This window comes from Streptomyces sp. PSU-S4-23 (assembly GCF_055632315.1).
Genome location: NZ_JBVMUU010000002.1, coordinates 2084582 through 2104895, shown reverse-complemented (window position 1 = coordinate 2104895; position 20314 = coordinate 2084582). Strand labels below are relative to the sequence as shown.

At 72.7% G+C, this 20314-nt stretch carries 21 protein-coding genes; 7 read left to right on the top strand and 14 right to left on the bottom strand.

Annotated elements, in window-relative coordinates; all coding sequences use genetic code 11:
- Positions 1-16: 16 nt before the first annotated feature.
- From glnII to ACZ79I_RS10405, 3 genes are all read right to left on the bottom strand, one after another.
- Positions 17-1054 carry a glutamine synthetase gene (gene glnII / locus ACZ79I_RS10415; protein ID WP_471496307.1) on the bottom strand — a complete coding sequence of 346 codons (1038 nt, stop codon included), beginning with the start codon at positions 1052-1054 and terminating at the stop codon, positions 17-19.
- Between the two features lie 330 nt (positions 1055-1384).
- Positions 1385-2071, bottom strand: a complete 687-nt coding sequence (locus tag ACZ79I_RS10410) for a hypothetical protein (protein WP_471496305.1) — start codon at positions 2069-2071, stop codon at positions 1385-1387.
- 136 nt (positions 2072-2207) lie between these two features.
- On the bottom strand, positions 2208-2567 hold the full coding sequence (locus ACZ79I_RS10405; protein WP_471496303.1) for an arsenate reductase family protein: 360 nt from the start codon (positions 2565-2567) through the stop codon (positions 2208-2210).
- A 279-nt stretch (positions 2568-2846) separates the two neighbouring features.
- Here ACZ79I_RS10405 and ACZ79I_RS10400 point away from each other — a divergent pair, with 279 nt between their 5' ends.
- Both ACZ79I_RS10400 and ACZ79I_RS10395 read left to right on the top strand, forming a co-directional pair.
- Positions 2847-3155, top strand: coding sequence for a hypothetical protein (locus ACZ79I_RS10400; RefSeq protein ID WP_471496302.1), 309 nt, complete (start codon positions 2847-2849; stop codon positions 3153-3155).
- A 216-nt stretch (positions 3156-3371) separates the two neighbouring features.
- Positions 3372-3857 (top strand): hypothetical protein, encoded by a 486-nt coding sequence (locus ACZ79I_RS10395; protein ID WP_471496300.1) that lies wholly within the window; start codon positions 3372-3374, stop codon positions 3855-3857.
- A gap of 155 nt (positions 3858-4012) precedes the next feature.
- Here the strand turns inward: ACZ79I_RS10395 and ACZ79I_RS10390 are convergent, their stop codons facing one another.
- Positions 4013-4687, bottom strand: coding sequence for a hypothetical protein (locus ACZ79I_RS10390; RefSeq protein ID WP_471496299.1), 675 nt, complete (start codon positions 4685-4687; stop codon positions 4013-4015).
- A 52-nt stretch (positions 4688-4739) separates the two neighbouring features.
- Complete coding sequence (locus ACZ79I_RS10385; RefSeq protein WP_471496297.1) at positions 4740-4919, bottom strand: hypothetical protein; 180 nt, start codon at positions 4917-4919, stop codon at positions 4740-4742.
- A gap of 198 nt (positions 4920-5117) precedes the next feature.
- On the opposite strand from ACZ79I_RS10385, the gene ACZ79I_RS10380 reads away from it, so the two are divergent.
- The gene (locus ACZ79I_RS10380; protein ID WP_471496295.1) at positions 5118-7772 is read left to right on the top strand and encodes an NB-ARC domain-containing protein; all 2655 of its coding nucleotides are present in this window, start codon (positions 5118-5120) and stop codon (positions 7770-7772) included.
- A gap of 187 nt (positions 7773-7959) precedes the next feature.
- Complete coding sequence (locus ACZ79I_RS10375; protein WP_471496293.1) at positions 7960-8124, top strand: hypothetical protein; 165 nt, start codon at positions 7960-7962, stop codon at positions 8122-8124.
- A 51-nt stretch (positions 8125-8175) separates the two neighbouring features.
- Here the strand turns inward: ACZ79I_RS10375 and pspAB are convergent, their stop codons facing one another.
- The 3 genes from pspAB to glnA form a co-directional block, all read right to left on the bottom strand.
- Positions 8176-8763 (bottom strand): PspA-associated protein PspAB, encoded by a 588-nt coding sequence (gene pspAB, locus ACZ79I_RS10370; RefSeq protein ID WP_471496291.1) that lies wholly within the window; start codon positions 8761-8763, stop codon positions 8176-8178.
- 4 nt (positions 8764-8767) lie between these two features.
- Complete coding sequence (htpX, locus tag ACZ79I_RS10365) at positions 8768-9691, bottom strand: zinc metalloprotease HtpX (protein ID WP_471496289.1); 924 nt, start codon at positions 9689-9691, stop codon at positions 8768-8770.
- A gap of 223 nt (positions 9692-9914) precedes the next feature.
- Complete coding sequence (gene glnA / locus ACZ79I_RS10360; RefSeq protein ID WP_471496288.1) at positions 9915-11324, bottom strand: type I glutamate--ammonia ligase; 1410 nt, start codon at positions 11322-11324, stop codon at positions 9915-9917.
- Positions 11325-11522: 198 nt separating this feature from the next.
- Here glnA and ACZ79I_RS10355 point away from each other — a divergent pair, with 198 nt between their 5' ends.
- A complete protein-coding gene (locus ACZ79I_RS10355; protein ID WP_471496286.1) occupies positions 11523-11990 on the top strand; it encodes an RDD family protein in 468 nt (155 codons plus the stop codon).
- A gap of 270 nt (positions 11991-12260) precedes the next feature.
- On the opposite strand, the gene ACZ79I_RS10350 is transcribed toward ACZ79I_RS10355, so the two are convergent.
- From ACZ79I_RS10350 to lipB, 4 genes are all read right to left on the bottom strand, one after another.
- The gene (locus tag ACZ79I_RS10350; protein ID WP_471496285.1) at positions 12261-12959 is read right to left on the bottom strand and encodes a DUF4191 domain-containing protein; all 699 of its coding nucleotides are present in this window, start codon (positions 12957-12959) and stop codon (positions 12261-12263) included.
- A 142-nt stretch (positions 12960-13101) separates the two neighbouring features.
- On the bottom strand, positions 13102-13299 hold the full coding sequence (locus tag ACZ79I_RS10345) for an SCO2195 family GlnR-regulated protein (RefSeq protein ID WP_471496283.1): 198 nt from the start codon (positions 13297-13299) through the stop codon (positions 13102-13104).
- Between the two features lie 280 nt (positions 13300-13579).
- The gene (lipA, locus tag ACZ79I_RS10340; RefSeq protein ID WP_471496282.1) at positions 13580-14569 is read right to left on the bottom strand and encodes a lipoyl synthase; all 990 of its coding nucleotides are present in this window, start codon (positions 14567-14569) and stop codon (positions 13580-13582) included.
- 128 nt (positions 14570-14697) lie between these two features.
- Complete coding sequence (gene lipB, locus ACZ79I_RS10335; protein ID WP_471496280.1) at positions 14698-15495, bottom strand: lipoyl(octanoyl) transferase LipB; 798 nt, start codon at positions 15493-15495, stop codon at positions 14698-14700.
- Positions 15496-15793: 298 nt separating this feature from the next.
- Here lipB and ACZ79I_RS10330 point away from each other — a divergent pair, with 298 nt between their 5' ends.
- Positions 15794-17230 (top strand): regulator, encoded by a 1437-nt coding sequence (locus tag ACZ79I_RS10330; RefSeq protein WP_471496278.1) that lies wholly within the window; start codon positions 15794-15796, stop codon positions 17228-17230.
- A gap of 17 nt (positions 17231-17247) precedes the next feature.
- Here ACZ79I_RS10330 and ACZ79I_RS10325 read toward each other — a convergent pair whose 3' ends face one another.
- Both ACZ79I_RS10325 and ACZ79I_RS10320 read right to left on the bottom strand, forming a co-directional pair.
- A complete protein-coding gene (locus tag ACZ79I_RS10325; RefSeq protein ID WP_471496276.1) occupies positions 17248-18657 on the bottom strand; it encodes an NAD(P)/FAD-dependent oxidoreductase in 1410 nt (469 codons plus the stop codon).
- Between the two features lie 188 nt (positions 18658-18845).
- The gene (locus ACZ79I_RS10320) at positions 18846-19748 is read right to left on the bottom strand and encodes a TIGR01777 family oxidoreductase (RefSeq protein ID WP_471496274.1); all 903 of its coding nucleotides are present in this window, start codon (positions 19746-19748) and stop codon (positions 18846-18848) included.
- 71 nt (positions 19749-19819) lie between these two features.
- On the opposite strand from ACZ79I_RS10320, the gene ACZ79I_RS10315 reads away from it, so the two are divergent.
- Positions 19820-20308 carry a GNAT family N-acetyltransferase gene (locus ACZ79I_RS10315; protein ID WP_471496273.1) on the top strand — a complete coding sequence of 163 codons (489 nt, stop codon included), beginning with the start codon at positions 19820-19822 and terminating at the stop codon, positions 20306-20308.
- Positions 20309-20314: the final 6 nt, after the last annotated feature.

Sequence of the window (20314 nt, the reverse complement as noted above, 5' to 3'; positions counted from 1 at the left end):
ACGGCGGGCGGGCGGATCAGATCTGGCCGGCCTTCTCCAGCGCCGTGCAGCAGGTGTCCACGAGCAGACGGGTCACCACGTACGGGTCGACGTTGGCGTTCGGACGGCGGTCCTCGATGTAGCCCTTGCCGTCCTTCTCGACCTGCCACGGGATGCGGACCGAGGCGCCGCGGTTGGAGACGCCGTACGAGTACTCGTTCCACGGGGCGGTCTCGTGCAGGCCGGTGAGCCGGTCGTCGATGCCGGCGCCGTAGTGCTTGACGTGGTCCATCGGCTTGGAGCCCTCGCCGAGCGCCTCGCAGGCGGTGATGATCGCGTCGTAGCCCTCGCGCATCGCCTTGGTGGAGAAGTTGGTGTGTGCGCCCGCGCCGTTCCAGTCGCCCTTGACCGGCTTCGGGTCGAGGGTGGCGGAGACGCCGAAGTCCTCGGCGGTGCGGTACAGCAGCCAGCGGGCGACCCACAGCTGGTCGGCGACCTCGAGCGGGGCCAGCGGGCCGACCTGGAACTCCCACTGGCCGGGCATGACCTCGGCGTTGATGCCGGAGATGCCCAGGCCCGCCTTCAGGCAGTTCTCCAGATGGGCCTCGACGACCTCGCGGCCGAAGATCTCGTCGGCGCCGACACCGCAGTAGTAGCCGCCCTGCGGGGCCGGGAAGCCGCCCTCCGGGAAGCCGAGCGGGCGCGAGCCGTCGAAGAAGGTGTATTCCTGCTCGATGCCGAAGACGGGCTCCTGCGCGGCGAACCTCCCGGCGACCTCCGCCAGCGCGGCACGCGTGTTGGACGGGTGCGGGGCCAGGTCCGTGTCGAGGACCTCGCACAGCACCAGGATGTCGTCGCCGCCGCGGATCGGGTCGGGACAGGAGAAGACCGGCTTGAGTACGCAGTCCGAGGAGTGGCCCTCGGCCTGGTTCGTGGAGGACCCGTCGAAGCCCCAGACCGGCAGCCCGGCACCCGTGACCGTCTTGAAGGAGTCCGCCAGGATCTTCGTCTTGGAACGGAGCTTGGCCGTCGGCTCGGTGCCGTCGATCCAGATGTACTCAGCCTTGAAGGTCACGGGCCACATCCTTCGGGGGTGGGTCTCGACGTGCGGTCGACGTCGTTGCGGGTGCGCGGCGCGGCGCTGCGGCAGCGGGGCGCCGGGCGCTGCCGGGCAGCCTGACAACAGGCGATTTCCCGGCCATTGCCCGTCTGTGAATGCCGTGTTACCTGGTGCTGGTGTGCCGCACTGCACGCGGTGAGGTGAGCGGCCCGGGCGGCAGAGGCGTGCACGGCGGCCGTGGGGCGGGCACGGGTGTGCGCCCGAGCGCCGCCGCGCTGCGCTCGGGCGCACCTGCCGGTCCCGCTGCCCGTGGCCGCGGGCAGCGGGAGACCTAAGCCGCGGGCGTCACCCCACCTTCTCGATCAGAGCCCGGCGGATCAGGAACTTGCCGGGCTCGCGGACCTGCTCGAAGGCCGCGTTGTTGAGCAGCACACAGCTGCCGGAGACCGAGGTGACGGTGACCGTCGTGGACTTGTTGTTGTCCAGGTTGGTGACCTTCAGCTTCGTGCCCGACGGGAACTGGTCGCTGGACGCGGCCGGGGCGCCGCCCTCGCCGGAGAGCGTCACGGTCGAGCCCTTGCAGACCTGCTGACCGGCGACGCTGCCGGCGTCGCCCGCCGGTGCCGTCGTCGCGGGGGCGGAGGTGGCGGCCTGCGAGCCCTGGGGGTCCTGAGCCGACCCCCCGGCCTGCGCGCCGCCGCCGGCCTGCGCCGATCCGCCGGGCTGTATCGACTCCCCGACCTGGCAGCCGGACGCCTCCTGCTTGCGCTTGATCTCGGCGACGACCGCCTCGCGGTTGGCGATCCGCGCCGCCGACTGGGCGTCCGGGTCGGCCTTCTGCGCGGCGATGAACGACTCGTTGTTGCCGAGCGCGGTGGCCAGTCCCTGGCAGACCGTCGAGTCGGACGCGTTCTGCACATCGGCCGCGTTCGAGGTGGCCGCGAGGGCGAAGGCCCCACCGCCGGCCACGGCGACGGCGCTGACCAGCAGCGCGAGCTTCTTCTTGGGACTGAGGGTTCTCCTACGCGACATGCGCGCCTCCTGACCCCGGCCGCCCTCGCGGACGGCCGGACGACATGCGTACGCCGCTATGTACGAGATGCCGAACGACGGTGCTCACGGGTCCCGGGAGCCGATGACGTAACGTGCATCACACGGACGGTGCGGCTCAGCGTGCCAGGGCGTCCCGTACCGCCTCGTCGGTGCGCGCGACGACGGCCGTACCGTCGTCGGCGGTGATGATCGGCCGCTGGATCAGCCGGGGATGCTCGGCGAGCGCACGCACCCAGCGGTCACGGCTCGCGTCGTCCCGCGCCCACTCCTTCATGCCGAGCTCCTTGGCGACGGCCTCCTCGGTGCGTGTGATGTCCCACGGTTCGAGCCCGAGCCGCGTCAGCACGTCGCGGAGCTCGTCCTCGCTCGGAACCTCCTCCAGATAGCGGCGCACGGTGTACTCGGCGCCCTCGGCATCGAGCAGACCGATCGCGCTGCGGCACTTGGAACAGGCCGGGTTGATCCAGATCTCCATGCCCGTCACGGTAGCCGACAGCCGTCGCCGGCCCCGCTCACACCCTGCCCCCGCCTTCTGCCGCCCGCACCCGGCGGTCGGTGCTGTTCGATTTACTCGCCGTCGTGTGCCCCTCCCGTCCCACCTGTGGTGACGCCACGCCAATTTCCTTGCTGACCTGGACTTTTGATGGCCCTCTGGACTCCCTGGATGTCAGTGCCCGGCAGTAGACTGGAGGCAGTGTTCGAGGGAGTTGACGGGACGTCCGGACCTCTCCCTGACCGCGACAGGAGGATGCCTGTGCCCGCTGCCGCAACCAAGCCGAAGCCGACCCAGTCCACCGCCCGCCGGCCGGTCCCGATGGAGCTGCCGTACGCGCCGATGAAGAAGCGACCGCTTCCGCCGGGGCGGCCGCGCGACTGGTACGTCACGCACAACCGGCGCCTCAAGGCGATGCGTCTCGCCATCGCGCTGCTCGACTCCGGGGTGTACATGCCGAACCAGGCGCGCAACGAGACGATACGGAGCACGGCGGAGCTGATCGGGGTTCATCCGCCGTCGGACACGACCTGCCACATGGTGCGGGCGCTCATGCGGTACAGCCGCTGAGCCGTGACGCCGGGTGCCCCGCCGCTCCGGGGCACCCGGCGCCTTCCGGTCCCACCGCTCCGGTCCCACCGCTCCCACCGCTCCCGCCGCCCGCGGGCCGGGGCGGTCCGGAGGCCGGCCGCTCCCGTTCCCCGTCACCCGAAGTGCCGTATCCGGCATGCGCTCCCGCCCCGGCCCGGCCTTCACTGGAGCCATCGAGGGACGACGGGAGCGGCGATGGCGCGGCACGGCATGCGGGACACGGCACGGGGTTTCGGGGCGGTCGTCGCGGCGGCCGCCGTGCTCTGCGGCTGCTCCGGCGACGGGGGCCCCTCAGGGAACGCCTCCCAGGCGGCCTCCGCCGCCGCCTCCCTCGCCTCGCAGGCGGCGAGCGCGCTGGCCTCGGCGACCGCAGAGGCCGGTCGCCGACTCGACGAGATCAAGGGCGGCACGGACGCCAAGGGCGACGTCAGGACCGGTACGACGTCCACCGACGCCGACGGGCGGAGCGCCGCGGAGATCACCGTCACCAACCCGACGAAGCAGACCAGGACCTACGCCGTCCAGGCCGACTTCCGCGACACCGGCGGCAATCTCCTCGACACGGTCGTGGTGATGGTCGACGACGTCCCCGCCGGCGCGTCGAAGAACGCCACCGCGCTCAGCCATCGCAAGCTCTCCGGCCCCGTCACCGTCGACGTCGCCCGAGCCGTCCGGTACTGACCCGGTGACCGGCTCCCGTACGCCGCGGCCGGGCCCGCGGCCTCCGCGTCCGTACTCGTCGCGCTCGGGCCCGCGTCCCACGGGACCGCCCGCCCCGCGTCCGAGCGCGGGCCCCGCGCACCCGCGGCCGACGGCCCGCTGAGGCGGGCCGCGGGTCACAGGAGGAAGGGCAGGTTCACCACCAGGGCGACATAGGCGACGCATCCGACGGTGACGAGCGCGACGAACAGGCCGGAGCGCACATGACGCCACGGCCAGCGGACCCCGGGGAAGCGCTTCTTCAGCGCCGGCCATTGCGGGGAACCGCTGTTCTGCAGGGACGGGGGCAGACGCTGCCACAACTCCCCGAGCCCCTGGGCGTTCCAGGCCCGGGGGTCGATCAGGAGCCGCCGGCCGTCCCTCGCCGTGACGACGATCCGTGTGCCGTGCGGGCCGGCGATCGGCAGGACGACCTGGTGCAGCCCGGTGAGCGACGACACGGGGACACGCAGGACCTCGCGGTGCCACCGGTTGCGCACCGTCAGGACCCCGTCCTCCAGGAGGATGCCGGCGTTGGCCCAGCGCAGGGCGCACAGCAGGACGGCCCAGACGAACGGAAGGACCACCGCCAGGACGCCGATCACCAGGCCGCGCGTCCCCGATCCCTCGGACGCGCCACGGCCCTGCGCCATCATGAGCCCCATGCGGAGGGCCCCGATGGCGAGGAGGGGCGACCCGGCGATCAGCGGGGCCCTGACGGGCCCCATGTCCGGTCTGACCGAGACCCACGGCTCGTCCGCGTCCTTGGGCACATCGGTGGGCGGGCCGTCGCCCGGCTGCCGTGCTGTCATGGGGATGTCCTCCTCGTACACCGGACCGCACCCGCTGTCTCTCCCGGCCCCGTCAGGACCGCTGCCTGCGAAGCGACGTCATCAGGCCGATCACGCCGACGATGAGGAGCGGGGCCGCCACCACGGTGATGACGGGCACCCGTCCGATGAGCCCGACGGCGTTGCCTAGGGCACCGATGAGTACCAGCGCCCTCCAGCCGGCGGCCTTGCTCCCTGCTCGCTCCTGCGTCATTCCGGAACCTCCCTCGGCGAACCTGATGGCGCCGGACCGTACCCAACGCGTCGGCGGCCCTCTCCGTGTCCGGCTTCGCCGACGGACGCCGGCGCAGGTGGGGCCGGGCCGGGCGGGGTGAGACACGTCCCCGGACCGGCCCGGACCGGGAGGGCGGGGAGGCCCCGCGGCCTTGGCAGCCCCCCTAGACTCGACGGGGTGGAAGAGCCGGAGCCCGACCTGCCGCCGAGAGCGGCGTTCAGCGCCGCGTTGAGGCGACTGCGGCGTCAACTGCCGGACCATTCCGACGAGATGCTGGCCAGGCGAGCGAGCCGTACGCCCCTGCCGTCCGGGCGCCGGGTCAGTGTCAACGCCCGCCGTCTGGGCGAGTGGCTGAACGGACGGTCGGTTCCGCGTGACGTCCATGCCGTGCTGGCGGTGGTGCGCGCCGTCGAGTCGGCCGTCGGCCCCCTCGACGCCCGGTTGTCCCTCGCGGACTGGGAGCGGCTGTGGCGAGCGGCGTACGAGGACCGAGCCGTTGCGGTGCCCCGTCCCGGTACGGCCGCCGGGGACGCCCCGCAGGACGTGGTCGTCGGCCGGCCGCCGAGCGACGCGGCCTCGTTGCGGGAGAGGGCGGCCCTGTCCCGCGCGATCGACGCGGCGCTGCGGGACGAGACGGTACGCGAAGTCGTCCTCACCGGGGCCGGCGGCGTGGGCAAGTCACAGCTCGCGGCGGCCGCTTTCCACCGGTTCCGGCAGCCTGGCGGGGTACGGGTCTGGGCGGCGGCGTCCTCCCGCCAGTCGGTGCTCACCGCGTACGCACGCGCCTGGCGAGTCGTCTCCGGCAAGGACGGCGGGCACGGCTGGGACGACGAGGCCCAGGCCGACCTGTTCATCGCCTGGCTGCGCACGACGACGCGGCCCTGGCTCGTCGTACTGGACGACCTGGACGATCCGGCGGACCTCGGGGGCGTCCGGCCCGTGGGGGCGCACGGCAGGAGCCTGGTGACCACCCGTCGGCGGGACGCCGCCGTGATCCGCCCGTCCTCCCGGCTCGTACAGGTGGGGATGTTCACCGCGGAGGAGTCGGTCGGCTACCTCCGCGCACGGCTCCCGCGGGGCGAGGACGGGGACGGTGAACTCGGCACCCTGGCGCACGCGCTCGGCCACTTCCCGCTCGCGCTCTCCCAGGCCGCGGCGTTCCTCATCGACACCGGTATGCGCCTGACCTCGTACTGCCGGCTGCTGGGCGACCAACGGGAGACGCTGTCCGATCTGCTGCCGGCGACCTCCCCGGCGGACGAGCACGGCGGCACCGTGGCGACGGCCTTCCAACTCGCCGTGGAGCGGGCGGAGGACCTCGCTCCCGGCGGAAGCGCCAGGGCGATGCTCGCACTCCTGTCGATGCTCGCGCCGGACGGCGTCCCGGAGGCGGTGCTGCACACCGCGGCGGCCCGCCGCTGGATCGACGCGGGGGCGGACGGCCCCGGCGACACCGGCGGGGTTCCGGACCGGCGCGCCGAACGGGCCGCACTCCTGTCGTTGCGTGCCCTGCACCGGCTCAGTCTGGTCACGCACGACGTCTCGCGCAGCCCCTCCTTCGTCGAGGTGCACGCACTGGTGCAACGCGCGGCCCGCGAGGCGGTACCGCGGCAGGCCCGCCCCCTCCTCGCCAGGGCCGCCGCCGATGCCCTGGAGGAGCTCTGGTCGTCCACGGCGGAGTCCGAGCACCGGCCGGAAACCGAGGCGGCCCTGTACCGCAGTGTCGAAGTCCTGCGCAGGACGACGGCCGCCGGCCTGCTCTGGGACGGGCGCATGCACCCGGTGCTGCGCCGCATCGGTCCCCATCTGGCCGGACTCGGCCGTGACGGCGCGGCGCGGGACATCGGCCGCGAGCTGCTGGAGCAGGCGCGGGCCCGGTTCGGGGACGCGCACCGCGACGTGCTGATCCTGCGGTGCCAGATCGCCCTGGCCACCGGCGAGCTCGGGGAGGCGGCCTCGGCGCACGCGTCCTTGCGGGACATCCGGCGGGAAGCCGAGCGGATCCTGGGTGCCACGGACCCCGACACCCTGGCGGTACGACTGCACGAGGCCCGCTTCCAGATGGAAGCGGGCGCCGCGGCCGCGGCCCTGGAGCGCTTCACCGAGCTCACCGAGCAGGCGACGGAAGAACTCGGCGCGGACCACGCCCTGGTGACCGACGCACGGAGCTACGCGGTTCTCTGCCGCGGCCTGGCGGGGGATGCCGTCGGTGCGCGGGACGCCTGCGCCGCGCTCGTCGCGGATGTGGAGCGCCGGCTCGGCGCGGGGCACGCGGTCACGCTGAGGATCCTTGCGGACCTGGGGCGTTGGGCCGGCGAGGCGGGCGACGCGTCCGCGGCGGTCGAGACGCACGTCCGGGCCCTGGCGGGGCTGGAGGCCGCCCTGGGCCGGCTCCACAGGGAAACCCTGATCGTCCGGCACAACCTCGCGTACTGGAGGGGCCTCGCGGGTGATCGCGAACGCGCGGTCGAGGAGTTCGCCGGTGCGGCGCAGGACGCGGAGCGCGCGCTCGGCCCCGGCCATCCGACCACGCTGACGTACCGCGTCAACCTGGCCTTCTGGCGCGGGCTCGCCGGTGACCCGGCCACCGCGCTGGCCGATCTGGCCGCTCTGCAGCCCATGATCGAGACGGTGCTCGGCGTGGATCACCCGCGAGCCCTGCGGACCCGGCAGCAGCGGGCGGAGCTCCTGGAACTCTCCGGTGACGGCGACGGCGCGACCGCCCTGCTCACCGCCCTGCTGGCCGACATGATCCGGGTCCAGGGCAGTGACCACCCGCGCACCCGTGAGGTCGCCAGGGCGCTGGCGAACCGTCACGGCCAGGCGTCCTGAACCCCGGGCGGTGCCCGGCTCCCGGCGGGAAGAACGGGGGCGCGCCACGGGCGGGTCTCGTCCTCGACACCACCTGCCGCCGGACCCCGGGGATCCGGCCAGATACCCCAGGGGGTATATTTTTATATACCCAGGGGGGTATCCTGGGTGCCCGTAAGGGACAGATCCAACGAAAGGGCAATGTGCCATGTGCCAGCGCACTGTGTGCCGCACCTGCGGCAAGTACACCTACTCCGGCTGCGGAAACCACGTCGACCAGGTCCTGGCGGGCGTGCCGGCCTCCCAGCGCTGTCAGTGCACCGCGGAGCAGAAGAACTCCGGCGGGTTCTGGTCGCGGCTCGGCCGCCGCTGAACGACGGGGCGTCCGAAGGACGGAGGGCGTCCGGGTCGGACCACCGGCCGCTCAGTCCTCCGTCCCCGGCGCACCCCACACGGGGAACCAGCGGGAGAGGTCTTCCTCGATCCGCAGGTCGTTCTTGAGCAGGGCGGCCACCTGAAGCTCCAGGGCGTTGTCGCGCTTGTGCCGGCCGGGCAGCGGGCACATCGGGTAGAACGTGCCGCGCTTGTACAGATACACCAGGGCGAGCCGCCGCCCGCCCTCGTCCCGGAAGCCGGCCACCGAGCACAGCAACTGGGGGCCGAAGCCGTTCGCCTCCATCGCGCTGTTCACCGCGTGCAGATCGTTGACCAGGTCGGTCAGCCGGTCGGGTGCGCGGCGCGACACCAGCCAGGAGTAGCCGTACTCGTCCCGCCGGAGTTCGACGGGCTCTCCCGTGCGGTCCGTGTCCGCGTCAAGGAGCGCCTGCACCTCGCGGTGCGCCTGGGTGAACGCGCCGCCCTCGACGGTGGCGAAGCAGACCGCGCCGGTCCCGGTCGGGGTGAACCCGGCGCCGGCCTCCAGCGTGATGGCCGCCGACGGCAGCGCGAAGAGCCGGTCGAGGTCGGGCGCCACCGGTTTCGTACGACCGAGCAGGATGTCCAGCAGTCCCATCCGCTCAGCCCGCCTTTCCCGGCGTCGCCGCCTCACCCAGCTCCGTCGAGATCCGCGCGAGCTGGTCGAGCCGCTGCTCCAGGCTCGGGTGGGTGGAGAAGAGGCGGGAGATGCCGGGTTCGGCGCCGAACGCCGGGGTGATGTAGAAGGCGTTGAACGCCTGGGCCGTGCGCAGGTCCCTCGTCGGGATACGGGCGATGTCCCCGGTGAGCTTGGTCAGCGCGGACGCCAGGGCCGAGGGCCGCCCGGTGAGCTGCGCCGCGGCACGGTCGGCGGCCAGCTCCCGGTACCGGGACAGGGCCCGGATCAGCAGGAAGCTGATCGCGTAGACGACCGCGGAGATCCCCATCACGGCGCCGAAGACGGCGACGGTGTTCTGGTCCTTGCGTCCCCGCCCTCCGAAGAGCTCCGAGTAGAACGCGAACCGGACGACCAGCCCGGCGATCACTCCGAGGAACGACGCCACCGTGATCACGGCGACGTCCTTGTGCGCCACGTGTGACAGCTCGTGCGCGAGCACGCCCTCCAGCTCCTCGGGCTCCAGCCGCCGCAGCAGACCGGTGGTCACGCACACCACGGCATGATCGGGGTTGCGGCCGGTCGCGAACGCGTTCGGCATCTCCATGTCCGAGACGGCGACGAGCGGCTTGGGCATGTCGGCCACGGCGCAGAGCCGGTCGACCACACCGTGCAGCTGCGGATACTCCTCCGGCTCCACGATCCGGCCATGCATGGCGTACAGCGCGATCCGGTCCGAGAACCAGTACTGCGCGCCGAGTGCCGCCGCCGCGATCACCACGACCAGCACCCAGGACTTCAGCAACGCGATCAACGCGGCGACGAACGCCACGTACAGCAACCCGAGCAGGAACAGCGTGACCGTCATCCGTACGGTCAGCCGCCGATCGCTCCGGAACCGGCTCCGCATCCTGCATCACCCCGCAGTAGGCCGCAGCACTCCCTCCCATTGTGCGCCCGCCCCCGCCCATGGACCGGTCCCGAACGGCCCCATGGCGGGCAAAGAGTCCCTGAGTCCCCGGGACGAGTGCCCCTACCGCGGCCGGACTCCACCGGCCCGCGACGCGACGGAGCCCCGCCGCCGCCCGGGGGCGGTGACGGGGCTCCGTGGGAGGGCTACCGGAGCGGCCGGCTCACACGTCGAAGTAGAGCTCGAACTCGTGCGGGTGCGGACGCAGCTGCAGCGGGGCGATCTCGTTGGTGCGCTTGAAGTCGATCCACGTCTCGATCAGGTCGGCCGTGAAGACATCGCCCTGGAGGAGGAACTCGTGGTCGCTCTCGAGCGAGTCGAGGACGGCGGGGAGGGAGGTCGGAACCTGCGGGACGTTGGCGTGCTCCTCGGGAGCCAGCTCGTACAGGTCCTTGTCGATCGGCTCGGCCGGCTCGATCTTGTTCTTGATGCCGTCCAGGCCCGCAAGCAGCAGGGCGGAGAAGGCCAGGTACGGGTTGCCGGAGGAGTCCGGGGCGCGGAACTCCACGCGCTTGGCCTTCGCGTTCGAACCCGTGATCGGGATACGCATGGCCGCGGAGCGGTTGCGCTGCGAGTACACCAGGTTGACCGGCGCCTCGAAGCCCGGGACCAGGCGGTGGTACGAGTTCACCGTCGGGTTGGTGAAGGCCAGCAGCGACGGGGCGTGCTTGAGGATGCCGCCGATGTAGTAGCGCGCCGTGTCCGACAGGCCCGCGTAGCCGGCCTCGTCGTAGAACAGCGGGTCGCCGTTGCTCCACAGCGACTGGTGGACGTGCATGCCCGAGCCGTTGTCGCCGAAGATCGGCTTCGGCATGAAGGTCGCGGTCTTGCCGTTGCGCCAGGCGACGTTCTTCACGATGTACTTGAAGAGCTGGACGTCGTCGGCGGCGGCGAGCAGCGTGTTGAACTTGTAGTTGATCTCCGCCTGGCCGGCGGTGCCCACCTCGTGGTGCTGGCGCTCGACCTTCAGGCCGGCCCGGTCCAGCTCCAGGGAGATCTCGGCGCGCAGGTCGGCGAAGTGGTCGACCGGCGGGACCGGGAAGTAGCCGCCCTTGTAGCGGACCTTGTAACCGCGGTTGTCCTCCAGCGCGCCGGTGTTCCAGGCGCCGGCCTCGGAGTCGATGTGGTAGAACGACTCGTTCGCGCTGGTCGCGAAGCGCACGCTGTCGAAGACGTAGAACTCGGCCTCGGGGCCGAAGTACGCGGTGTCGGCGATGCCGGTGGACGCGAGGTACGCCTCGGCCTTCTTCGCCACGTTGCGCGGGTCACGGCTGTACTGCTCGCCGGTGATCGGGTCGTGGATGAAGAAGTTGATGTTCAGCGTCTTGTCGCGGCGGAAGGGGTCGACCCGGGCGGTCGACAGGTCCGCGCGCAGCGCCATGTCGGACTCGTGGATGGCCTGGAAACCACGGATCGACGATCCGTCGAAGGCCAGCTCCTCGTCCGGGTCGAACGCCTCGACAGGCACCGTGAAGTGCTGCATCACGCCCGGCAGGTCGCAGAAGCGGACGTCGACGAACTTGACGTCCTCGTCCGCGATGAACTTCTTGGCCTCGTCGGCGTTCTGGAACATCCAGCTCCTCCTACTCCCGACCGTTCCTGACCGGGGTGGTAGTTCTTCGTGCGGCCAGTGCGGTGGCACACGCTGGCCCCGACAATAGGGACGGAGGATTTCTCAAGCGTGACCCATTTGTTTCTCCCAGGTTAACCGGTGCGCGTCACAGTCACCCCGCGTCGCCGCCCGCCGGGAGGGGCGCAGTACCGTGGACGCGTGGACAACAGGCAAGCAATCGGATCGTGGCTCTCCGGTCCCCGCGCGGCCATGGAAGAGGCCGGCGCGGACCTCGGATACCGGGGACAGCAGCTCGGTCTGCCCGAGCAGGGACCGGGCTCGATCGCCCGCCCCGGCCGCCGCCTCGGCGCCCTCGCCGTCGACTGGGGCCTGTGCCTCTTGATCGCATACGGTCTGATCACGGACGGCTACGACCAGGCCACGGGCAACTGGGCCCTGCTCATCTTCTTCGTGCTGGGCGTCCTGACCGTCGGCACGGTCGGCTTCACACCCGGCAAGCGCCTGTTCGGCCTGCGGGTGGTGGGGGTGGAGACGGGCCAGGTGGCCCCGCTGCGCGCCCTCGCCCGCACCGTGCTGCTGTGCCTGGCGGTCCCGGCCCTGATCTGGGACCGCGACGGCCGCGGCCTGCACGACCGGGTGGCGAAGACGGTCGAGATCCGCATCTGAGACCGCGAGACCCGGACGGAGCGCCCCGTCAGGGGCGCGGGGAACTGCGCGAGCGACCCCCACCGGCCGGCAGCGGCGGATGCCGCCGCAGCCTCCGTCGACATGCCGCGGGTCTCGGGACGCCGCGCGGAGCGCCCCGTCAGGGGCGCGGGGAACTGCGCGAGCAAGCCCCACCGGCCGGTGCCGCCGCACCCCCATGACATGCCGCGGGGCCCGGGAGCCGCCATGGCTCCCGGGCCCCGAACCGTCCGGCTCAGCCCGGCGGGGGCGTCACCGCAGGCGACCGCCCCGCGGCATCCGCATCCCCTTGGGCAGCGGCCCCTTCGGCAGCGGCATGTTGCTCATCAGGTCGCCCAGCGCGCGCAGCCGGTCGTTGGTCGCGGTCACCTGCGGGCCGCTGAGCACCCGCGGGAACTTCAGCATCGTGGTACGGAGCTTCTTCAGCTCGACCTGGCCCTCGCCGTCGCCGACGACCACGTCGTGCACCGGCACGTCCGCGACGATGCGCGCCATCTTCTTCTTCTCGGCGGCCAGCAGGCTCTTCACCCGGTTCGGGTTGCCCTCGGCGACCAGCACGATGCCCGCCTTGCCGACCGCGCGGTGCACCACGTCCTGGCTGCGGTTCATCGCCACCGCCGGCGTGGTGGTCCAGCCGCGTCCGATGTTGTCCAGGACCGCCGCGGCGGCGCCCGGCTGGCCCTCCATCTGCCCGAAGGCGGCATGCTCGGCCCGGCGTCCGAAGACGATCGCCGTCGCGAGGAAGGCGAGCAGGAAGCCGAGAATGCCTAGATAAACGGGGTGACCGAGCAAGAAACCGATCGCGAGGAAGACACCGAAGGTGACGATTCCGACAGCCGCGAGTACAAGACCGATCTTCGGATCGGCCCTGCGGGTCATCTTGTAGGTCAGGGCGATCTGCTTCAGTCGCCCCGCGTTCGCAGCGTCCGCTGCAGTTTCCTTCCTCGCCATGGCACGAAGTCTACGTGTCCCGGAAGGCGGTGACGACGGCAGTGCCCGATGGGGAGCGGGCGCCCGGCCGGCGGAGGGAACCGGAGGAGGGAGGGGAGGGAGCGGTGGGGTCGCTCCGCGGTGGTGAGCGGTGACCTGCGACTTACGAACGTGAGGACGCGGCGTCGAGCATGCGCTGCGCCTCCACGCGGTCCTTGGCGCGGCGGCGGTCCTCCAGGACGGAGGTCCAGGCGTTGCGGCGGGCGGTCCGCTGACCGCCGCTCATGAGCAGTGACTCGATGGCACGCAGTGCATCGGTGAACGAAGGAATCGCGGTGGCGCGAACGGGCGCGGCCTGCATGGTGGAGGTCCCCCTCGGGTAGGCGGCGGCTGTGGACCCAGGCGGTACGTGACGTATGACCAGGGTCACCGTTTGGTGTTACCAGGGCGTGACCGACCGGTCAAACGCCAATGAAGCCTCGCCGTGCGGCCCCGGAACGCGACGCGGCCCCGCCGGCGCCCGCTAGCTGCGGGGACGGTCGGGGCCGCGTCAACCGGCCATGGTCGGCCGGGAGTTGCCTGTGTGCGGATTCACACGCGGGAACTGGCACGCAGTGCCATGCGCTCCCTCGCGGGCCGGGTCAGACCGCCTGCGAGGCGATGTACGCGCCACCCGGCTGCGGAGCGGCCGACCGGCGCTGTTCGACGGCCATCCGGTACAGCCGTCCGGCGCGGTAGGAGGAACGGACCAGCGGACCGGACATGACACCGGAGAAGCCCATCTGCTCGGCCTCCTCCTTCAGCTCGACGAACTCCTGCGGCTTGACCCAGCGCTCCACCGGGTGGTGGCGCACGGAGGGGCGCAGGTACTGCGTGATGGTGACCAGCTCGCAGCCCGCGTCGTGCAGCTGCCGCAGTGCCTCGACGACCTCCTCGCGGGTCTCGCCCATGCCGAGGATGAGGTTCGACTTCGTGACCAGACCGTAGTCGCGGGCGGCGGTGATGACCTTCAGGGAGCGGTCGTAGCGGAAGCCGGGACGGATGCGCCTGAAGATCCGCGGGACGGTCTCGACGTTGTGGGCGAAGACCTCCGGGCGGGCGGAGAAGACCTCTTCGAGCTGCTCGGGGACCGCGTTGAAGTCGGGGGCGAGCAGCTCGACCTTGGTGTGACCGCCCTCGCGGTCCGCCGTCTGCCGGTGGATCTCGCGGACCGTCTCCGCGTACAGCCAGGCGCCGCCGTCCTGCAGGTCGTCGCGCGCCACACCGGTGATCGTGGCGTAGTTGAGGTCCATGGCGACCACCGACTCGCCCACGCGGCGGGGCTCGTCGCGGTCCAGCGCCTCGGGCCTGCCGGTGTCGATCTGGCAGAAGTCGCAGCGGCGGGTGCACTGGTCGCCGCCGATGAGGAAGGTCGCCTCGCGGTCCTCCCAGCACTCGTAGATGTTGGGGCAGCCGGCTTCCTGGCAGACCGTGTGCAGGCCCTCGCTCTTCACCAGGTTCTGCATCTTCGTGTACTCGGGACCCATTTTCGCCCGGGTCTTGATCCACTCGGGCTTGCGCTCGATGGGGGTCTGGCTGTTGCGGACCTCCAGGCGCAGCAACTTGCGTCCGTCGGGTGCGACTGCGGACACATCGGCTCCCTGTAGCTTCGATTCTTCGGCGTACACCAGCGTACGCCCGTGATGTGTACGGCCCTGCCTGCGGGGCGAGCCGGGACGGCGGGGGTGCGTCCCCCTCGGCTACGCCGTCGCCCGCTCGATTACGCCGTCGCCCGCTCGATCTCCCGCGGCTTCGGCTCCGCGTTCTGCAGCACGTCCCGCAGATGCCGTTCCGCCACCGGGAGCACCTCCGCGATGGTCAGGTCCCGGCCCAGCTCGTTGGCGAGGGACGTGACGCCGGCGTCCCGGATGCCGCACGGGATGATCCTGTCGAACCACGCGTTGTCGGGGTTCACGTTCAGGGCGAAGCCGTGCATGGTGACGCCCTTGGCGACGCGGATGCCGATCGCCGCGATCTTGCGGTCCTCGCGCCGCTGGCCCGCGTTGGAGGGCGCGTACTCCGGGCCGTTCAGCCGCGGGTCGAACTCGTCGTCGTGCAGGCGCGGGTCGAAGTCCAGGGAGAGCCCGCCGAGGGACGGGCGCTGCTCCACGGGGTCCCCGAGCACCCAGACGCCGCTGCGGCCCTCGACCCGGGTCGTCTCCAGGCCGAACTCCGCGCAGGTGAGGATGAGTGCCTCTTCGAGGCGGCGCACATGGGCGACGACGTCGACCGGGCGCGGGAGCTTCTGGATCGGGTAGCCCACCAGCTGGCCCGGGCCGTGCCAGGTGATCTTGCCGCCGCGGTCCACGTCGATCACGGGGGTGCCGTCCAGGGGGCGCTCGTCGTCCGCCGTGCGCCGGCCCGCCGTGTAGACCGGAGGGTGCTCGAGCAGCAGGCAGGTGTCGGGGATCTCGTCCGCGAAGCGGGCCGCGTGCACCCGGCGCTGCTCGTCCCAGGCCGCCCGGTAGTCGACGGCCTGCGCCCCGAACCCCATACGGACGAACCGCATCTCACTCACGGCAAGCGCCTCCCTAGAAGCTTCGTCAGGCGCGAAAGACGCCCACGCCACTGTACGTCCAGCCCGGGGAGTGGCACCGTCCGGTGGTGTTCGTCATCCCGACCGCCCAATCCTCACACGATCGGATGAATGGACGCCGAAGAGTGCGACGATCTGCTCACTCTCCGCTACATTCGCGCCGTCCACGAGGCCATAAGGGCTGTTCACAGGCGATCCGGGCACCGCGGCGACCCCGGGGGAGGCATCCGCCCCTCCCGGGGCACCGTCGTGGTCCGAAAGTCAGGAGACCGCACCGCAGATGACGGAACGACCCGCGCAGCGCACCCCCAACCGACAGCTCGCCGCGCTCATCGCAGAAGCGGGGTTCTCCAACGCAGGTCTCGCCCGTCGCGTCGACCAGCTCGGCCTCGAACACGGGCTCGATCTCAGATACGACAAGACCTCCGTGACCCGATGGCTGCGCGGGCAGCAGCCGCGCGGCACCACCCCCGCGCTGATCGCCGAGGTCTTCACCCGGCGGCTCGGCCGCCGGCTCACCGCGCAGGACCTCGGGCTCGACGCCTGCGCACCCGTCTACGCGGGCCTGGAGTTCGCCGCCACCCCGGAGGAGGCGGTCGACATCGTCAGCGGCCTGTGGCGCAAGGACTCGGGCAGCCACGCCGAGCTGCGCAAGATCGCCTTCACCCCGGCCGGGCTGGTCGTGCCCAGCAGGGACTGGCTGATCGGCCGGGCCGACGACCGGGTGAGCCGCTGCGAGGCCGCGCCCCGCGTCCCCGCCCAGGGCCGGCCCGTAGTGCCCCGGCAGCGCGGCCACTCGGAGCGCGGCCCCGGCCAGAAGGTCAGCGGCGGCGACGTCGCCGCGCTCCGCTCGGTCGGCGAGCTGTTCCGGGCCCTGGACCACGCCTACGGCGGCGGCCACGCCCGCCAGGCGCTCGTGCGCTATCTGGAGCACGAGGCCGAGCCGATGCTGCGCGGCACCTACGGCGAGCAGACGGGCCGCCGCCTGTTCGCGGCGGCCGCCGACCTCACCCGGCTCGCGGGCTGGACGTCGTACGACATCGCCGCGCACGGCCTCGCCCAGCGCTACTTCGTCCAGGCGCTGCGGCTCGCGCAGGCGGCCGGGGACCGGGCGTACGGGGCGTATGTGCTGGTCACGATGAGCCGCCAGGCCGTCTACCTCGGCCATGGCAGGGAGGCCGTGCAGCTCGCGCGGGTGGCGCAGCAGGGCATCGGCACCTCGGCGCCGCCCGTCGTCCAGGCGCTGCTGCACTCCGTCGAGGCGCGCGGCCACGGCGTGCTCGGCGAGGTACGGGCGTGCACGGCCTCGCTCGTGCGGGCCGAGCGGGCGCTGGAGTCCGCCCGGCCCGGCGACGAGGTCCCGTACTGGGCGCGCTTCTTCGACGAGGCGCAGCTCAGCGACGAGTTCGGGCACTGCCACCGGGATCTGCAGCAGTACCGCGCCGCGGTCCAGCACGCCGAGCGCTCGCTGCAGCTGCGGGCGCCCGGGTTCGCCCGCAGCCGGCTGTTCTGCCGGGTCGTGCTCGCCTCGGCGCGGCTCGGCCTCGGCGAGCTGGACACGGCCTGCCAGCTGGCCGCCGAGGCCGCCGGGCAGGCAGCGGACATGCGGTCGGCGCGGGCGGTCGAGTACGTACGGGACTTCGAACGCCGCCTGGAGCCGTACAAGGACGCGGCGCCGGTGCGGGGGTACCGCGACAGGGTCGCCGCGCTGCAGTGACCCTCGGGCTCCGTCCCTCAGGCCGCGGTGGGCAGCGGTTCCCCGACGTGCATCGGGCCCGCGCCGAGATCGGCCAGGACGGCGGACGCGGCGCGGTGCCCGGAGTGCAGCGCACCCTGGACCGTGCTCGTGTCCCGGTGGTCGCCGCACACGTACAGCCCGGCCAGCAGCCGTACCGGCCGGCGCAGGTCGTGCGGCGGCCGCATCGCCGGGACGGCCCGCGCGGTGTGGTGCACGGCGAGCGTCTCCCAGCGCACGGTCGAGGCGCCGTACAGGCGCGCCAGATGGGCCCGTACGGCGCCGTCGACGTCGTCCGGGGGCGCGCCGAGCACGGTCGAGGAGACCAGGGTGCGGCCCGCGGGCGCACGGGAGGGGTCCACGCGGCTGACGACCGCGGTGTGCGCCACGGGACCGCCGCGGTCCGCGTCGAGCAGCAGCGACGCACCGGTCGACGGCGGCTCGTCCGTGGCGTGGTGGACGACGGTGACGGGATGGAAGTCCGGGACGCGCAGGCCGGGCAGCAGCTCGGCCGCGGTGTGCGCGCCGGTGGCCAGCAGTACGGCGCGGCAGCGGACCACACCGTGCTCGGCGGTGGCCACCGAGGTGGTGGAGACCGACGTGACGTGGACCCCGGTGTGCACGGTCCCCGGTGGCAGCGCCCGCGCCAGCAGCTCCGGCAGGACCTCCGCCCCGCCCTCCGGCACGCACAGCCGGCCGCTCGCGAAGGCGCGCAGCGCGAGGTCGGCGCAGCGGCTCGACGTGGTCAGCTCCGGGTCGCACAGCAGTGCGGCGAGCAGGGGGCGCAGAAAGCCGTCGACCGTGCGAGCGGGGATCCCCCGGGCGGTGAGGGCGTGCCCGGCGGGCAACTCGGGCCGGGTCAGCAGCCGTTCCACGGGCGTGGCGGATATCCGGGCCAGTGCCGCACCGAGCCGGGCCTGGTCCATGGCCCCGCCGAGCGCGGTGCCGGGCCGTGCTCCCGCCGCCCTCGCCCGGACGGCGCGCGCCCGGGCCGCTCCGCTCCCCGCCAGGGGCGCGGAGGCCACCCGGGGGGCGCTCGCGAGGGCGCGTACAGCGTTCAAGGCGCTTCGTGCGCCCCCCGCGCTCCCTCCCATCAGGGCGCCCGCCCGATGGTGGCGCCCCTCGCTGTGCACCAGGACGCCGGGCGCGAAGGGACGCAGAACCAGTGCGTCGAGCCCCGGGGTACGGCGCAGTTCGGGATGTGCCATCGAAGACGTTGTCAGGAGCTGCCCGAACCGGTCGAGCCGGAAGCCGTCGACCTTCTCGGTCGACATGCGGCCGCCCACACAGGGAGCGGCCTCCAGGACTGCGGTGGTGATTCCTGCGCTGGTCAGCCGTTGGGCCGCCGCGAGACCGGCGACCCCGGCCCCCACGACGACGACGTCCGCCTGATTCACGGGCTCGTGCACGTGCCCCTCCTCGAGGTTGTGCGGCCGGTGCAGACGTCATGCCCCCAACCGGCTTGAGGAATACCCGAGTTCGGGACGAGCGTAGGTCCGTCGGCGGCCGGTGGAAGTCGCGCATGGACAGGGCACGGTCGCACGACGGTCGCACGGGGCCGGACACCGGAATTCCGCTCCGCCGTCGTGCTCGCCGGCTACCGCTCCAGCGCCGCCCGCAGCGCCTCCTCGATCCCCGGGAACGCGAAGGAGAACCCGGACTCCAGCAGCCGCCGGGGCAGCACCCGCGCACTGCCCAGCACGTCCCCGGCCAACTCGCCCAGTGCGAGCCGCAGCACCGGCGCGGGCACCGGGAAGAGCGCCGGCCGGCGCAGCACCCGCCCCATCGCCGCCGTGATCTCACGGTTGGTCAGCGGCTGCGGAGCCGTCAGATTGAACGGCCCGGACAGCCCCTCCCCGCCGATGAGATGGCGGATCGCCGCCACCTCGTCGTGCAGCGAGATGAACGACCAGTACTGCCGCCCGTCGCCCAGCCGCCCGCCGAGCCCCGCCTCGAAGAGCGGGAACAGCCGCCCCCACGCCCCGCCCCCGCGGGCGACCACCAGCCCCGTCCGCAGGAGCACCGTCCGTACGCCGGCCTCCTGCGCGGCGGCCGCGGCCCCCTCCCACTCCACGCACAACGACGGCAGGAACCCCTCCCCGGGCGGCGCCTCCTCGTCCACGGCCCGCTCCCCGGTGTCGCCGTAGTAGCCGATGGCGCTGCCGCTCACGAAGACGCGCGGCCGCTCGGACAGGGAGGCGACGGCCTCCGCGAGCGCGGCCGTGCCGAGCACCCGGCTGTCGCGCAGCGTCTTCTTGTACGCGTCCGTCCAGCGGTGGTCGCCGATCCCGGCCCCCGCCAGGTTCACCACGGCGTCGCACCCGGCCAGACCGGCCGCGTCCACGTACCGCCCCTCCGGGTCCCAGCAGATCTCGTCCCTGCCCCGGGCCGCGCGGCGCACCAGACGCACCACCTCGTGCCCGTCGGCGGCCAGTGACCGCACCAGGGCACTTCCGACGAGGCCGGACGCGCCGGCCACAGCGATTCGGGAACGCTCCATGGCCTCATCCTGCCCGGCGCCCGCGCACGACACCGGACGGCACCTCGGACGACCGGCCTAGAGTGACCCTCATGCCGGTTCCGCACATACGCCACGCCACCCCCGACGACGAGGAGCCGCTCGGCCGGCTCGACCGCGCCGTCTGGTCCCCGCTGCACGCCGTCCAGCCGCGCCCGCAGCCGCCGTACGAGCCCTTCTTCAACGAGCGGTTCGGGCCGCGGGACCATCTCGTGGCCGAACTCGGCGGCGCCCTCGTCGGCTACGTCCGGCTGGGGTTCCCGACCTCCCTGAAGTGCAACTCCCACGTGCGCCAGATCCAGGGGCTCGCCGTCGCCGACGAGGCGCGCGGCGCCGGGGTCGGCCGGGCCCTGCTGCGCGCCGTGCAGGACGAGGCGCGGCGGCGGGGAGCGCGGCGCATCACGCTGCGCGTCCTCGGGCACAACACCCCGGCCCGCGCCCTCTACGAGTCCGAGGGATTCGTGGTGGAGGGCATCCTGCCCGAGGAGTTCCTGCTCGACGGCGAGTACGTCGACGACGTGCTTATGGGGCGCCCCCTGTGACGTCCC